This window comes from Psychrobacter sp. Marseille-P5312 (genome assembly GCF_900291405.1).
GTDB lineage: Bacteria > Pseudomonadota > Gammaproteobacteria > Pseudomonadales > Moraxellaceae > Psychrobacter > Psychrobacter celer.
Window position 1 is genome coordinate 263,086 of the sequence record NZ_OLML01000001.1, and the last position, 15,933, is coordinate 279,018.

Below are 15,933 nucleotides of genomic sequence, written 5' to 3' on the forward strand. Positions count from 1 at the left end.
AAGATAGGAAGACTTAGGGATATACTATGTCACGTTTTTTTATTAATCGCCCTATTTTTGCATGGGTGCTGGCTATTTTGGTCATGCTCATCGGGGTGATATCGGTCATCAATCTACCGATCGAACAGTATCCACGTATTGCACCGCCGACGATTTCGGTGAGTGCCAGCTATCCTGGTGCCAACGCCCAGACCGTCGAAGACTCCGTTGTTCAGATCATTGAGCAACGTATGAAGGGCCTTGATGGGCTGATGTATATGTCATCGTCGAGCTCCTCAAACGGTAGCGCTTCAGTGACGCTTACCTTTGAGAACGGTACCGACCCTGATACGGCGCAAGTACAAGTACAAAATAAACTGCAAGCGGCGATGAGCGCGTTGCCTGAGGCTGTTCAGCGTCAAGGTGTCAACGTTAATAAGTCCTCCAGCAGCTTTTTGATGGTGCAGGCATTTATTTCTGAAGATGGCAGTATGGATCGTGCTGATATTGCCGATTACATCAACTCAAACGTCGTCGATCAGCTTAGCCGCGTAGAAGGCGTGGGTGAAGTGCAAGTGTTTGGCTCCTCTTATGCCATGCGTATCTGGTTAGATCCTGCGCGATTGCGTAGCTATAACATGATGCCATCTGACGTGGTCAGCGCTGTACGCGCGCAGAACGCACAAGTCTCAGCTGGTCAATTAGGACAGGCGCCAGCCGACACTGATCAGCAGGTTATCAATGCCACCGTCAGTGTACAAAGCTATCTTCAGACTCCAGAAGAGTTTAGAAACATTCTACTAAAGACAGACAGCTCAGGCGCGCAGGTACGTCTCGGTGACGTCGCAGACGTAGAGATTGGTAGTGAAAACTATAGCATCATCTCCTTGTATAACGGTCAAGAGGCGGCAGGTCTAGGTATCTCATTGGCTGCAGGCGCAAACGCGCTAGAGACCCGTGAGGCGGTCGGCGCACGTATGGCCGAGCTAGAAACCAACTTCCCAGCAGGTCTAAGCTCTGTTGTCCCTTACGACACCACGCCCTTTGTACGCTTATCAATCGAGCAAGTCGTCAAGACACTTATCGAGGCGATTGTACTCGTCTTTATCGTGATGTTTGTCTTCTTGCAGAACTGGCGCGCCACCATCATTCCAACCCTTGCTGTCCCTGTCGTACTCTTAGGTACGTTTGCGGTGTTGTATGTCGCAGGGTTTAGTATCAACGTATTGACGATGTTTGCAATGGTACTGTCCATCGGTCTACTGGTTGATGATGCGATCGTTGTCGTCGAAAACGTCGAGCGAATATTAGAAGAAGACCCTGATATTTCAGTCAAAGATGCAACCGTTCAGTCGATGGGCGAGATCAGTAAGGTCGTTATTGGTATTGCGCTGATTTTGTCTGCCGTATTTGTACCGATGGCCTTCTTTGGCGGCTCGACAGGTGTTATTTATCGTCAGTTCTCTATCACCTTGATCACGAGCATGGCGCTGTCAGCCATGGTGGCATTGGTGTTCACCCCTGCCCTATGTGTGACCTTGCTAAAACGTGGTAAGAGCCATGAAAAAGGCAGTATTGAACAACAAAAAGGCTTCTTTGGCTGGTTCAACCGCGGCTTCTTTAAACTCAGCCGCTCTTATGAAAACTTCGTCGGCAAAAGTATTCGTTTTAAGTGGTTGTACCTGATCGGTTATGCCGCCATTATCGGTATTATGGCAGTGGTGTTCTTGCGTATTCCAGGTTCGTTTTTGCCAGAAGAAGACCAAGGTATTATGTTTACCTTAGTCCAGCTTCCTGCTGGCTCCACGCTAGATGAAACACAAGACGTGCTCGATAAAGTCAGTAATTATTACGACACACAAGAAGGCGACAATATCGCCTCTGTCTTTACCGTTGCTGGTTTTAGTTTTGCAGGTCAAGGCCAAAACATGGGTCTGGCATTCGTTCGACTGTCAGATTGGGAAGAGCGCTCAGGCGATGAAAACACCGCGCAAGCCGTTGCTGGTCGTGCCATGGGTTATTTCGTCACACAGCTCAATGAAGCTCAAGTATTTGCCATCGTGCCGCCAGCCATTACTGAGCTTGGTAATGCCAGTGGTTTTGATTTGATGCTACAAGACAGTGGCAACCTTGGACACGAAGGCTTACTTGAAGCCCGTAATATGCTCTTAGGCATGGCAGCACAGAACGATAAAGTATCTGGCGTGCGTCCTAACGGACAAGAAGACTCACCGCAGCTCAAGGTCAATATCAACCAAGAGCAAGCAGCGGCTTATGGCCTATCGCTTGGCAGCATCAATAGTGTTATTTCTACGGCTTGGGGCTCGAGCTATATCAACGACTTCGTCGATCGTGGTCGTATCAAGCGTGTCTATGTTCAAGGTGAAGCCAGTAGCCGTACCAATCCTGATGACATCGGTAAGTGGTATGTACGTAATGATACGGGCGACATGATTTCATTTGATGCATTTTCTAGCAGTGAATGGCAATCAGGGTCACCGCGTCTGACGCGTTATAACAGCTTACCTTCGATGAATATTCAGGGTAGCGCCGCTCCAGGCTTGAGTACTGGTGAAGCGATGAGCTCAATGGAAGCGATGATTGACAAGTTGCCTGAAGGCATCAGCTATGAGTGGACGGGCATGTCATTAGAAGAGCAAAAGTCAGGTGCCCAAGCGCCGATGCTTTATGCGCTTTCAATCCTTGTCGTATTCTTGTGCTTGGCGGCACTATATGAGAGCTGGTCTATCCCCTTCTCTGTCCTATTGGTTATTCCACTTGGGGTATTGGGTGCGGTGATATTTACGTGGTTACGCGGTTTTGCTAACGACATCTACTTGCAAGTGGGTCTACTCACCGTCGTTGGTTTGTCCGCCAAAAACGCCATCTTGATTATTGAATTTGCCAAAGAACACCAAGAAGAAGGCTATAGTCTGACAGAGGCCGTCATGACCGCAGCACGTCAACGTCTGCGTCCAATTATCATGACCTCACTTGCCTTTGGGCTCGGTGTTGTGCCATTATTCTTGGCGAACGGTCCAGGCTCAGGCAGTCAGAATGCTATTGGTACCAGTGTGGTCGGTGGTGTCTTAACCGCTACCTTCCTCGGCATCTTCTTTATTCCTATGTTTTATATTTGGGTGCGCAGCATGTTTCCTTATAAGGGCAATGAAGCTCACAATGGTAAAGGGGATGATGATAACCATCCAGGTGGTAACGGCGGCGGTGATAATCCGGTCCCATCTGCCCCTACAGAAGATAAGCAATCATTAACTCCTCCTGCGAGTTATCAGCCTGTAAGCCTTGGAGATAATACACAATGAGTTCTTTATTCTTAACCTCTAACTCAGCCGTAAGAGCGATAAGCTCTAAAGCTTTACTAGCTACTGGTAAATCATCGCGCCTACTTGGCCTGAGCTTTTTGGCTATGAGTATGGCAGCCTGTAATACCATTCCAAAGGCGGATATGCGTCCTGTATTGGCTGAGCCCAATGTGCCGATTGAGCAAACCTACGGCGCATTTGACAAAGAAACCGTCAGTAGTGGCGAGCAGCCAAGTATCGCAGGACAGCGCTGGCAGGACTTTTATAGCGATGAGCGCCTAAAAGGTCTGATTGCGTTAGGACTGGAAAATAACAAAGACTTTGAGAGTGCCCGTTTGGCTATCGAAAAAGCGCGCGCGCAATATCAAATCACTGACATCAATGATTTGCCTGCGATCAACGCCAGTGGAGGCTACACGCGTCAAGCGCAAAATAGCGTCGACAAAAACCCCAATAGCAGCTATAACGTCAACCTAGGCTTGGCCAACTATGAGCTGGATTTTTGGGGTAAAATTGCCAGCTTAAAAGATCAAGCCTTGCAAAATTTCTTAGCGACGAGCGCCGCCAAAGACGCCACGCAAATCAGCCTGATTAGTAACATCGCCCAAAGCTATGCCAACCTAAGCTATAGCTTGGCGCAGCTAAAACTGGCAGAAGCCACTGCTGAAAGCCGTGAGCGCTCGCTGTTTATTGCCGACAAACGCTTTGAAGCTGGGGTCGATCCCAAACTGCCCTCATTACAGGCCAGCGCGTCTTTAGAAAATGCCAGACTGGCGGTACTACGCGCCCAGAGTAGTATTTTGACCTCGCGTAATGCCTTGCAGTATCTGATTGGCGCCCCGATTCCAAATGAGCTGATTCCAGCGCCTGCCGTCAGCAATATCACAAGCCAGCAGATCTTTAATGCCGGCTTGCCAAGTGAGCTGCTGCGTTATCGCCCTGACGTCCTACAAGCAGAGTACAGCCTCAAAGCGGCTGGTGCCAATATCGAAGTGGCACGCGCCTCTTACTTCCCCTCTATCAGTCTAGCCAGTAGTGTGGGCGTGAGTAGTGGTAGTTTGGATGACTTGTTTAAGAGCGGCTCGGTGGGCTGGTCATTTGGCCCAAGTATTAGCGTGCCTATCTTTGATGCAGGTCGCCTAGATGCCAACTACGACGTGGCCAAAATCGAGCGCGAGCAGACCTTGGCAAACTACGAAAAATCTATCCAAACTGCCTTCCGTGAAGTGTCAGATGTATTGGCCACACGTGCGACGCTAGGACAGCAGCTCGAAGCACAGTATCGTCTACAAGACAACTTTGAGCAGACCTATCAGATAGCAGATGCACGCTTTAAGGCTGGTATCGCAAACTATCTAGACGTACTCGATGCCCAGCGCTCGCTGTTCTCAACTCAGCAAGGTATCTTGGATTTGGAGCTACAAAAAATCGTCAGCCAAATCGAGCTATACCAAGCGCTCGGTGGCGGTGCCAACCTTGATGTACCAACAGCCATTCCCGTACCGCATAAAAACTTGGTACAATTGGTCAACTTACCTGCTAGCACCAACAAAGCAAAAGCAGTAAACGCTATCGAGGCTGCCAGCTCAGCACGGGTAGCCTCGCCGCAAGAAGCAGGTGCAATAAAGCAAGCGCAGGCCAAAGAGACCGCGAGCTTTGAGCCAACCGCGGTGGTCGATGTCAATGACGATGGTAAAACAGATACTGCAGTCGGGGTGATCACCGAAAAAACCACCTTTGACACCAGTACAGAGACCGTCCCTGTGACCCAGATCGTTGAACCATAAGCAGTCTTAACGAGGGCAAGGCCATGCCCTCACCTTGACAGTCGATACGTACCATCAGCCCTACCGACTTGGTAGGGCTTTTTGCTTTTGACCGCGGCTATTGGGTATAGTAGTCAGACCATACTAGCCAGCCTCACATAGCCGTATCAGACGACAACGCTTAAAACATGTAAACCCATCAAACAAAACAAATATAAGGAATGATTATGAGCTATACCTTTAACCGTCAATATCCTGCCACTCGCTTACGCCGCTTGCGTTATAACGACAATGTACGCTCGATGATTCGTGAAGTGGAGCTACACCCCAAACACTTTATCGCCCCTGTTTTTGTCTTAGAAGGTAAAAATCAGCGTGAGGCTATCTCTAGCATGCCAGGGGTCGAGCGTCTATCTATCGATCTGCTGATCGATTATGCCAAAGCGCTATTAAATGAGGGCGTCACAACCATCGATATTTTTCCCGTCATTGACAACGCCCTAAAAACCCCAGACGGCAAAGCAGCCTACGATAAAAATGGCCTGACAGCGCGCGCTGTAAAAGCCGTAAAAGACGCCGTACCAGAAATGGTGGTGATGACTGACGTGGCACTGGACCCGTATACCTCACATGGCCAAGATGGTCTGCTCGACGATAGTGGCTATGTCATCAACGATGCCACCATCGAGGTATTGGTCAAGCAAGCCCTTGTCCATGCACAGGCTGGCGCTGATATCATCTCACCAAGTGACATGATGGATGGCCGTATCAAAGCCATGCGTGATGCCTTTGAGAGCGAAGGTCTTGTCAATACCGCTATCATGGCTTATTCTGCCAAATACGCCTCGGCTTATTATGGACCATTCCGTGATGCTGTCGGCAGTGCAGGCAACCTAAAAGGTGGGCACAAAAAACAATACCAAATGGACTTTGGTAACCGCGCCGAGGCTCTACACGAGGTGGCCATGGACATCAACGAAGGCGCCGATATGGTGATGATTAAGCCCGGTCAGCCTTATCTGGATTTGATTCGCGAAGTCAAAAACACCTTTGGCATACCGACTTTTGCTTATCAAGTATCTGGCGAATATGCCATGCATATGGCCGCGATTCAAAATGGCTGGCTGACTGATGCGGTGATCCTAGAGTCTTTGATTGGCTTTCGCCGCGCGGGTGCCGACGGTATCTTGACCTATTTTGCCTTAGAGGCAGCGCGCCAGCTAAATAACGCTTAAAGATAAGTTTAACCAGTAGTTTATCTTTCAAAAACGCCCCAGCTCACATCGGTCAGCTGGGGCATTTTTTGTTGTGGTGTTTTTTTATCAGTATCAGTTAACCTATGTCAGTGAACCTCTTAAACACACTGACAATTTAATAAATGGTCACTTTGAGACAAACTTATGTCTTATCACGCTGATGTGGTGAATGAAAATCAATCGCAGGCCCGACAGGGACGATACGTGTTGGGTTGATATTGGCATGACTGCCATAATAGTGCTGCTTGATATGCGTCATATTGACCGTCTCTGCAACGCCTGGCACTTGATACAACTCTCGTAGATAGCCCCATAGATTGGGATAATCAACAATACGGCGTATGTTGCATTTAAAATGACCAAAATACACACTATCAAAACGCACAAGCGTGGTAAATAAACGCCAATCTGCTTCTGTGATCGTCTGGCCGACCAAGTAGCGCTGCTGGGACAAGCGCGCCTCGAGCATGTCTAACGCCTCAAATAGCGCCGTCACTGCCTCTTCATAAGCAGCTTGCGTGGTAGCAAACCCTGCCTTATAGACGCCATTGTTTACCGCTGTATAGATCCTATCGTTGATCTCATCGATTTCGGCCAACCTCTCTGCTGGCAAAAAGTTACCAGCACGCGCGCCAACCTCATCAAAGGCGGTGTTAAACATACGGATAATCTCTGATGACTCATTGCTGACGATGGTGTTGGTTTTTTTATCCCACAAGATAGGCACCGTGACGCGCCCTGTATAATCAGGCTTCGCCGCAACGTATATCTCATAAGCATAATCGGCATCGTGTAGCGGATCAGCAATCACGCCCTCACCCGCGGCAAACGTCCAGCCATTATCACCCATAAACGGATGCACGACCGACAACGACACCATATCCTCCAAGCCCTTGAGCTTACGATAAATGGTGGTGCGATGCGCCCAAGGGCAAGCCAGCGATACATACAGATGATAACGGTTTGGCTCGGCTTTAAAACCGCCTACCCCTGATGGGCCTGCGCTACCGTCTGCGGTCACCCAGTTTCTAAAGCCTGCGTCCTCACGCTGAAAACGCCCCCCACTGGATTTTGTGTCATACCACTGATCTTGCCACTTTCCCTCGACTAATAATCCCATAACCTATCCCATTCTACGTTAATATCATCATAGCCTTGTCAACGTCATCATTGAGTCCTGACATCAAACAAAACAGTCTGTACAACGACCTCTGATCAAAACCATTGCTCTTTTATGAAAACCACTGAGCCATTATGACAACCATAGTAACATCAATACCGGTGATATCTCTATGCAGCTTTATCCTTAATGCTTATCACTCACAGAACACCATCCAAACGCATCAGATAAATCGCTGGCAGTCGCCAAACTATAGAGAAAAGGCCATAAAAAGCTTCAGTATCGAAGGAATTATAAGTATTTTCATAATAATTCAATTTTTTTATAAAAAAGGCTTGCAAAGTCTTAAAAACTTGCTAAAATGCTCAACCTAAATAGGCGTATAGCTCAGTTGGTTAGAGCGCTACCTTGACATGGTAGAGGTCGCTAGTTCGAATCTAGTTACGCCTACCAGATTCGAAAAGCCCCAATCTTTAAGATTGGGGCTTTTTTTATGCCCGTAATATAAGGGCTGTGGCGGAATAGAAAGGTTAATTTCAACTAAACTTTATATCTGTAAGACATCAAAAAATTATTGTTGAAAAACCTGTGTGCCCAAAATGCGCCCTCTCTGGGGGTGGATATCTCAAGATCGCCTGTGTCACTGCGTACTGTCTTTTTAGTGTGACCGTTGCGCTTGTTTTGCTTATCCGCCTTTTCATGCTTAGGATAGCCTAGATGATCTTCCATCTCGGCTTCTAAGGCAGTGTCAATAAATGACTGCATGAGCTCTTTTTGAAATGCTTTGATGTCTTCGAAGCTTCCAACGTGTTTAGCCATTTGTTCGGCTAATTTCTTTAGTTCTGTTTCTTTTGTCATTGCTTATAGTCGATACACTCTAAAAATGTCATAGCGCTACTGGGATGAATTTTGCGCAGCCTCTGGGAACGCAGCACGCAAGTAAAATTTATACCAGTAGCGCGTTTAAATCCATAACAGTTTTACATTCAGCTAACTATATTCTCCTTTACATTGGATTATAAGCAGTTACACAGAGTTTGGGAAAGGCTCGAATTTTTTTATTAATTTTGTGCAGAGTAATATTGGCGACAGTTCAAACAAATTTATCTTTACCTTATCATCGGATCAGCGCCCTATTGATGACCATGTTCCGTTGCAGTTACTCAAACGAGTCTTAAAAGACATATCGGTAGATGATAATGTAGCAGAGCATACTTTTCATGGGTTTAGGCATACGGCAGTGAGCAACCTATCTTTAGCGCTAGTAGGCCATTCAGATCTCGTAGAAGCACTCACCGATTATGACGAAAGCGACGTATTGCGTATAAAAGAAGGCCTACTCGGGGAGCATACCAAGGGACAAGATCGCTGGTACGCTCTATCAGGTATTATGGGGCACTTATCGCCTGAGCGGAGCTTTGAGTATTACAATCACTTTGCTACTCTGATGGCTACTTATGCGTTGAGTGTTGCTGACATCGGACTACCCAAACAAACACTGTGTAACATTACCAAATCTACTAAAATTAGCCCAAGACAGATCAGTGATAATGCTGACATTGATGATAACGGTATGATCAATATGCCTAGTATACGTAAGCTGTTATTTAAAAATATCATAGAAGGCAAACGCAAGTCACCGAAATTTACGATCGAAAGCCGTGCTAAGCAATTTCTCTTGAGTACCAATACGCCAGCCAATAATGAGCTGTTTGGTCGTTATGGTCTAAACCGAGTACAACTGCTACTACAGACCTATGATAAAAAGATGCCTTTAAGTAAAGCGGCCCAGTTGGCAAATATTTCTATTCACGATGCAAATATTTTAATAAAACGTGCCAGCGAGATTACCGATATCACTACCAAACGCGGCAAACCTCGCTTTGTTAAGCTATCAGATTCAAACACCCCTGTACTGAGTCCACTGAACATTCAATACCAAAGTGATTTAAGATTGCTATCGCTTTTGTTAAATAATGCCTACCGTCTACGAGAAAAGTCAGGGACTGACTGGACTTGGTTTATTGAGATATGTCGTGAAAAACTGTCTGTTAGCAGAGCATACCTACCATTTAGAACAGAAGATGAGAAGGCGTTGCAGCGTTTCATTGATATCGCTGAGAAGCTGTTACCTTTGAAGCGTTGGCTAATAAGTAGCAACGAAGCTTTATTGATGAAAACTATTTCATCTACTGACTATCAAGACATTAAGCAGCAATCTAATGAGTCGAAAAATGCTCTCTATATCGGTATTGCTAGTCAAGACCATAGAGAACGGACGAATAAATGGCAATACTCACCGCTACTACGGTTTTTTGTGCATATGATGCTGATTACAGATGAAACATTATCTATTGCAAATTAAGTTTCTTGTCTCAAAAAATTTTAATATAACGTCCGATACCTTCAGTATAAAGACGTTTAGACTTATCTAAGCCCCAAAAGCAGATTTTTTTTGATAAACTGGTGTTTACTAAATTGATTGTATGTTTGCGTTATTAAATAGTAAGTGCTTTCAGCATGATAAGCTTAAAGACAGTTACGGTGCTGCGATCATAATAGCTTGTGTTTTTATTTGGTTGCCGCTGATTTGAGTTCTATACAGCCCCTAATCTAAGTTGTAATAAACCCAAGTTGTTAGTCCATAAAGTAATTGCTCAAAGCGTTGTTCTAAAGTGCTAGATACCATAAGAGGTCTCATGGCATTTTCGACTGCGTTTACTTCAATAAAAGCCTTTAAGAAGTGGTCTGAAATAAGTCGACCATGACAAATAATTGCGTTGTATCTTACTGCTATGAAAAAGAGATATCTTGTATTTACCGATTTAGATGGAACACTACTCAATCACCAGAATTATAGTTTCGCTCCTGCAAAAGAGGCCTTAACACTTTTAAAATATCGCTCAATTCCTCTCATTATCGCTACGAGCAAAACCTTTAGTGAAGTAGTGGTGCTTCAAAAGGAGTTAGGCATTCGGCAGCCTTTTATTGTTGAAAATGGTGCTGGGATATTTGTGCCCTCAGAGTCTGTACTTGCAAGACAGATGGCGGTTAAAGAGGAGTGGATAAAATTCTCGAAGGCTTACTCCTACACAGAACTAAGACTTTTTTTCACACACATGAAACACAGCTACTCTATAAAAGGTTTTGGAGATATGAGTGTTGACGAAGTCATGCATCATACAGGTTTGCCAAGAGAAGAGAGCTTAAATGCCATGAAACGCGACTTTAGTGAGCCTTTTTTGATGCAAGACGAAAGAGAGCTTGAGGCTCTTAAAAAAGAGGCAAATGAAGAGGGCTTCGATATAGTAAAAGGGGGAAGGTTTTTCCACCTTGTCTCACTCCTACAAGACAAAGCAAACGCCATGCTTACACTTGCTCACATGTATGAAGAGTATTACAAACAAAAGTGTATCAAGATAGCCCTTGGGGATAGTGCAAATGACTTTGTTATGATAAAAAAAGCAGATATTGGTGTATTAGTTCCCCTCTATGATGGCTCTTTTAGTGCCATAGGAAACGCAGATATAAAAAAAGCAGACTACCCAGGACCAAAAGGTTGGAATAGCTCTATACTGGAGATATTTGATGGACTCTAAAGCGCTTGCAAGAGAGATATTTGCCGATGTACTTGAGGCGTCTTTGCTAAAAAAATTCGTCTCAAAATATGGCTAGCTTAAAGAAAAGACTTTAGGTGTAGGTAGCAAGAAATATGGTACCCCCCTAAACATAAGACTGTAGTGGCACAAATATGATAGATGTAGCGATAATAATAAAAGGTAACCGTGAAGGCTAGAGTGCCGCGCTTCGCTTGCAATGACACTTGCTGTCACTGCGAGGTTTTGAAAAATCATGGCAGTCTAGTCATATGAGATAACATCTAAAGGGAGAATAAGATGTCAGATTTTTTTCAAAACGGCGTTATAACAACACTACAAGATGTGGGAAATCGCTCCTTAGAAAGCATAGAAGAAGAATTATTGCACTTTTCAAAACGCAGAAATATGGTGCTTTTGCTTCCCGCTCTCTACTCAGAGTTTGAAACGCCAGCGATGCAGACTATTATTGATGAGCTTAAAAACGTGAAGTATCTCTATAAAGTTATACTTGGACTCGACTGTGCAACTAAAGAGCAGTATTTAGAAGTAAAGAAACGTATGAGCATTTTGGAGTGTAATGTTGATGTGCTTTGGAATGATGGTCCAAATATAAAAAAGATATATAAAGAGCTTACAGATGAGGGTTTTCCTGGTTTAGACACTCCAGGAAAAGGACGTAATGTCTGGACAATGATAGGTTATGGTCTCACAGATCAAGATAACTATGCTTTTGCCCTGCATGATTGTGACATAGTAAACTACTCACGAGCGCTTGTTGCACGGCTTTTTTACCCCATAGTACACCCAGGACTTGATTTTGAGTTTAACAAAGGCTTTTACTCTCGCGTTACAAACAAGCTCCACGGTCGTGTGACCCGTCTTTTTTATACACCACTCATAAAAGCCCTCAAGATCACTTTTGGCTCAAACCAGTACTTGGAGTATATGCAGAGTTTTCGTTATGCCCTCTCTGGAGAGTTCGCATTTATCCGCTCTCTTGGTCGTGGTATTGCAATTTCTCCTACTTGGGGGCTTGAGGTTTCAACACTCTCAGAAATTTATAACAACACCTCAAGCCGTCGTATCTGTCAAACAGAAATCATGGAGAGTTATGAGCATAAACATCAAGACTTAGGCTCAAAAAGTGAAGGTGGTGGCATTTACAAGATGGCACACGATATAGCTAAAACTCTTTTTAGAATTTTAGCTCAAGAGGGAGTGGTTTTTTCAGAAGCCTCTTTTAAAACACTCCTTGCTTCATACTACCAGCAGTCGCGTATTGAGATTTCAAAGTACAATGCACTCAGTAAGATAAATGCCCTTGAGTATAACCGTCAAGATGAGATAAGTGCAGTCGAAGCTTTTGAAGAGGCTATCAAAGAAGCTGCAACTGAGTTTTATGAGGATCCAATGGGTATTGCCTCCCTCTCTCCGTGGATTACAGTGCGCTCCGTTCTACCTGAATTCTCCGATAGATTTAGAGCGATGATAAAGGAGGAGTCAAAATGATAGTTATAACCCCAGTTCGGAATAAGTGATTCATTAAGCTGTTGATAGTAACGGTCTAACTCAATGTAATTGTACTTACTCTGTGTAAGGTTAACGTAGTATATTCATTTTTAATTACTTATCTTTAGGCTATAACCCTAGCGGAACTACCAAAAAGGCTTCAAAAACATGTTAACTGAACCGCCCCGACTATATCGGAGACTTGATTGCTTGAGTCAGGCAGCTTTGTCTGACTCAATAAAACTATCATAGTTTCGTCTCTCAAACTCAAAAGGCGACACATAACTAATCGTACTATGAATGCGAGTTTTGTTAAACCAATCGACCCATTCAAGGGTTGCTAATTCAACATCACACGCATCCCGCCACTGCTGTTTTAAATATTCAATCACCTCTGTTTTATAAAGTCCGTTAACCGTTTCAGCCAACGCATTATCATATGAATCACCTGTCGTGCCAACAGATGCAATGACGCCAGAATCAGCCATCTTATCAGTATAGCGAATGGATAAGTACTGAACCCCTCGATCACTGTGATGAATGACATCCTTAGGGTTGTTCCTGTCTGCTATCGCCTGATTTAGCGCAGCCATAACCATATCCGTGTTCATGCGATTAGATACTTTCCAACCGACAATGCTACGAGCAAATACATCAATGATAAAGGCGGTATATACCCAGCCACTCAGTGTCTTTGTATAGGTAAAATCAGCAACCCATAGTTGGTTAGGGCGATGGGCATTAAAGTTACGATTAACCAAATCATCAGCACGCTTTTGATCGTCACGAGACTTAGTCGTTATCTTACCTTTACCTCGCCAAATACCCTGCATTCCATGCTGACGCATTAAACGCTCTACAGTGCAACGTGCAGGATGTATACCCTCTGCTTTCAACTGTTGCCAGACTTTACGAGTACCATAACGGCATTTGCTGTCCTTCCAAATACGTTTGATTTCATTTAGATAGAAATCGTCATGCTGACTACGCTGTGAACGCTTCTCCGGATTGTCGTTTAAGTCTTTGGTACGATAGTATGTGGATGGGGCAATCGGCAAGACTCTACAAATAGCTGGAATGCCATAAATAGATTTATTCTCGTCGATGAATTGAACCATCACTAAGGTTTGCGGTCTATTTCCGCCTGGGCGAAAAAAGCGGCTGCTTTCCTTATGATCTCATTGGCTTGTTTTAATTCTTTGTTCTCACGTTCAAGCTCTTTGATGCGCTCGGCTTGGCTTTGAGCTTGAATCTTTGCAGGAATGGTTTTATCAATGTGCTTTTTATGCCATGATCGTAAGGTCTCAGGCGTGCAACCTATCTTTGGTGCTATGGCTTTGATGGCTGACCATGTGGATGGGTAGTCGTCTTTAGCTTCAACTAGGGTGTGTTGACATATATAGAATAATTGATAATCATAGTGTTATGACTAGATTAACACTAAGTGATGCCCAGTGGGCAAAGATAGCACCGTATTGTTCAGGTAAAGAGACCGATGTTGGTAGAACAGCGGTAAATAATCGACTATTTATCGAAGCTGTTCTATGGATTGTCCGAACAGGTAGTCCGTGGCGAGATTTACCCCCTGAATTTGGTAACTGGAACAGTGTTTATAAGCGCTACCGTCGATGGGTAAAAAGCGATAGATTCAGCAAGCTATTTAATGCTCTGAATGACTCAGATTTAGAGTATGCCATGATTGATGGCACTATTGTTAAGGTACATCGTCATGGACAAGGCGCAAAAGGGGGGCTTGTCATCAGGCAATTGGCAAATCAAGAGGCGGTATGACCACTAAAATCATGGCAATGGTTGATGCATTAGGCAACCTTGTTGATTTTACTTTATTGAAAGGACAACAGCATGACATGGCTGGCGTTAAACCTTTAATTAAAGATAAAGAGTTTGGTGCATTGCTTGCTGATAGAGCCTTTGACACGGATTGGCTACTGCTAGACTGAAAAGAGCGTGGTAGCAAAGCGGTCATACCCCCTAAACGCTCTCGTTTAAAGCAACGAGATTTCGATAAAGAAATGTACAAGTGGCGTCACTTAATCGAGAACTTCTTCTGTAAGCTGAAAGATTTCAAGAAAATTGCCATGCGTGCTGAAAAAACGGATGAGTCGTTTGCTGCTAATATCTATTTAGCAGCGACGATTATCCATTTACGGTAATTGTCAACACACCCTAGCATACGGACGGCTCGCTCTTTCATTTCAGGGGTATAGTTTCGTGTTTTCATTGTCGTATTCTCTCAGAATGTTAAGTCTCCGACAATACCGGGGCGGTTCAGTTTGCGCTGACATACTATAAAAGTGCTAAGCACTATTATCGCTTGGCACTAGTATGCTTCTATCCTACGTGACAACCTCCAAATTACTGACTAAATCATGACTGCTAACAACGTTTTGAACGTCAATAAAGGTACTTTTGCCTAACGCACCAAGGTTGTAGTTTGCAAACTCATGATATAAATTAACCACATCACCCATAATCAATAGCGCAGGTGTTGGCAGTTTTGCCTCAGCTTGCTGCTCCGCGATATTACCAAGCGTACCGATAAGAAGCTGCTGCGTTGGCAAACTGGCATGACTAATCACAGCAAAAGGTGTATTACTGTCGCGCCCTGCGGCAATTAGCCCTTGGGTCATCTCATCTAGTCGATTCAACCCCATATAAAAGACAACCGTCTGCGTACTGTCTAAGAGTTCATCGTAGTCATTATTAGGTGCGCCCAACTTTTTGCAAGCGGTCACAAATTTTACGGCTTGCGCATGATCACGGTGTGTCAAGGGAATACCTGCTCTACTTGCGGCCGCACTAGCAGCAGTGATACCAGGAATAGATTCAAAATGAATACCATGACGCACCACTTCTTGCAGCTCCTCTCCGCCGCGTCCAAATATAAAGGGGTCGCCACCTTTGAGCCTAACGACCGTTTTGCCTGCTAGCGCGTGTTTGACCAGTAGCTCATTGATACCTTCTTGTGGTAGTGCGTGATTGGCACAGCGCTTACCGACAAATATCTTCTCTGCCGTCAGCGCACACATATCTAAGATATCCTCTGAAACTAAACTATCATAGAGTACGACCTCTGCTTTTTGCATTACTCGTAATGCTTTTAACGTGAGTAGCTCAGGATCGCCAGAACCTGCACCAACCAAATGTACCGTGCCTGTTTTCACACTTTTTTCTATACCTGATGGCTCATCGCTCACACTGATATGACAATTTATATTGGGTAAATTTTGTGAAGTTAATGCGGCAATAAAGGTAGATGAATCAGTCATGGTAATAACTCCTAATAACACTGTTAATAACGCGCAACTCTGCACCTAACAATGGCATACCTAAGAAAAGAAGAGCATATAAAATACGCTG

The 15,933-nt window shown here is 44.7% G+C and carries 10 protein-coding genes, 1 tRNA gene, 1 pseudogene and 1 other annotated feature; of the genes and pseudogenes, 8 read left to right on the forward strand and 4 right to left on the reverse strand.

What is annotated here, in order from left to right:
• The first annotated feature begins 26 nt into the window (after positions 1–26).
• The 3 genes from C6W44_RS01165 to hemB all read left to right on the forward strand — a co-directional run bounded on the left by C6W44_RS01165 (position 27) and on the right by hemB (position 6,303).
• A complete protein-coding gene (locus tag C6W44_RS01165; RefSeq protein WP_105243887.1) occupies positions 27–3,302 on the forward strand; it encodes an efflux RND transporter permease subunit in 3,276 nt (1,091 codons plus the stop codon).
• On the forward strand, positions 3,299–5,089 hold the full coding sequence (locus C6W44_RS01170; RefSeq protein WP_105243888.1) for an efflux transporter outer membrane subunit: 1,791 nt from the start codon (positions 3,299–3,301) through the stop codon (positions 5,087–5,089). Before C6W44_RS01165 ends, C6W44_RS01170 begins: the two co-directional genes overlap by 4 nt.
• A 206-nt stretch (positions 5,090–5,295) precedes the next feature.
• Positions 5,296–6,303 (forward strand): porphobilinogen synthase, encoded by a 1,008-nt coding sequence (gene hemB / locus C6W44_RS01175; RefSeq protein WP_105243889.1) that lies wholly within the window; start codon positions 5,296–5,298, stop codon positions 6,301–6,303.
• Between the two features lie 163 nt (positions 6,304–6,466).
• Here the strand turns inward: hemB and C6W44_RS01180 are convergent, their stop codons facing one another.
• Positions 6,467–7,444: a glutathione S-transferase family protein gene (locus C6W44_RS01180; RefSeq protein WP_105243890.1), complete on the reverse strand. Its 978-nt coding sequence runs from the start codon at positions 7,442–7,444 to the stop codon at positions 6,467–6,469.
• Positions 7,445–7,820: 376 nt separating this feature from the next.
• Here C6W44_RS01180 and C6W44_RS01185 point away from each other — a divergent pair.
• A tRNA-Val gene (locus C6W44_RS01185) sits at positions 7,821–7,897 on the forward strand.
• A gap of 87 nt (positions 7,898–7,984) precedes the next feature.
• On the opposite strand, the gene C6W44_RS13535 is transcribed toward C6W44_RS01185, so the two are convergent.
• Positions 7,985–8,302 (reverse strand): transposase, encoded by a 318-nt coding sequence (locus C6W44_RS13535; protein ID WP_105243891.1) that lies wholly within the window; start codon positions 8,300–8,302, stop codon positions 7,985–7,987.
• A 382-nt stretch (positions 8,303–8,684) separates the two neighbouring features.
• Between C6W44_RS13535 and C6W44_RS01195 the strand changes: the two genes are divergently transcribed.
• The 3 genes from C6W44_RS01195 to C6W44_RS01205 all read left to right on the forward strand — a co-directional run bounded on the left by C6W44_RS01195 (position 8,685) and on the right by C6W44_RS01205 (position 12,552).
• Positions 8,685–9,809 carry a hypothetical protein gene (locus C6W44_RS01195; RefSeq protein ID WP_158676683.1) on the forward strand — a complete coding sequence of 375 codons (1,125 nt, stop codon included), beginning with the start codon at positions 8,685–8,687 and terminating at the stop codon, positions 9,807–9,809.
• Between the two features lie 430 nt (positions 9,810–10,239).
• Entirely contained in the window at positions 10,240–11,043 is an 804-nt protein-coding gene (locus C6W44_RS01200) for an HAD-IIB family hydrolase (protein WP_105243893.1), read from the forward strand.
• A gap of 297 nt (positions 11,044–11,340) precedes the next feature.
• Positions 11,341–12,552: a glycosyl transferase gene (locus C6W44_RS01205; protein ID WP_105243894.1), complete on the forward strand. Its 1,212-nt coding sequence runs from the start codon at positions 11,341–11,343 to the stop codon at positions 12,550–12,552.
• Positions 12,553–12,767: 215 nt separating this feature from the next.
• Here the strand turns inward: C6W44_RS01205 and C6W44_RS01210 are convergent.
• Positions 12,768–13,951, reverse strand: a protein-coding gene (locus C6W44_RS01210; RefSeq protein WP_413772327.1) for an IS3 family transposase whose coding sequence is annotated in 2 segments (ribosomal slippage) — positions 12,768–13,702 and positions 13,702–13,951 — 1,185 coding nt in all. Because the reading frame shifts where the segments join, the coding sequence is not laid out codon by codon here.
• Positions 13,596–13,712 (reverse strand) — a sequence feature (AL1L pseudoknot). Its footprint overlaps the gene before it by 117 nt.
• A 26-nt stretch (positions 13,952–13,977) precedes the next feature.
• Between C6W44_RS01210 and C6W44_RS01215 the strand changes: the two are divergent.
• A pseudogene (locus C6W44_RS01215) lies at positions 13,978–14,726 on the forward strand (IS5 family transposase).
• Between the two features lie 183 nt (positions 14,727–14,909).
• On the opposite strand, the gene cobA reads toward C6W44_RS01215, so the two are convergent.
• Positions 14,910–15,842, reverse strand: a complete 933-nt coding sequence (cobA, locus tag C6W44_RS01220; RefSeq protein WP_105243896.1) for a uroporphyrinogen-III C-methyltransferase — start codon at positions 15,840–15,842, stop codon at positions 14,910–14,912.
• Positions 15,843–15,933 lie beyond the last annotated feature (91 nt).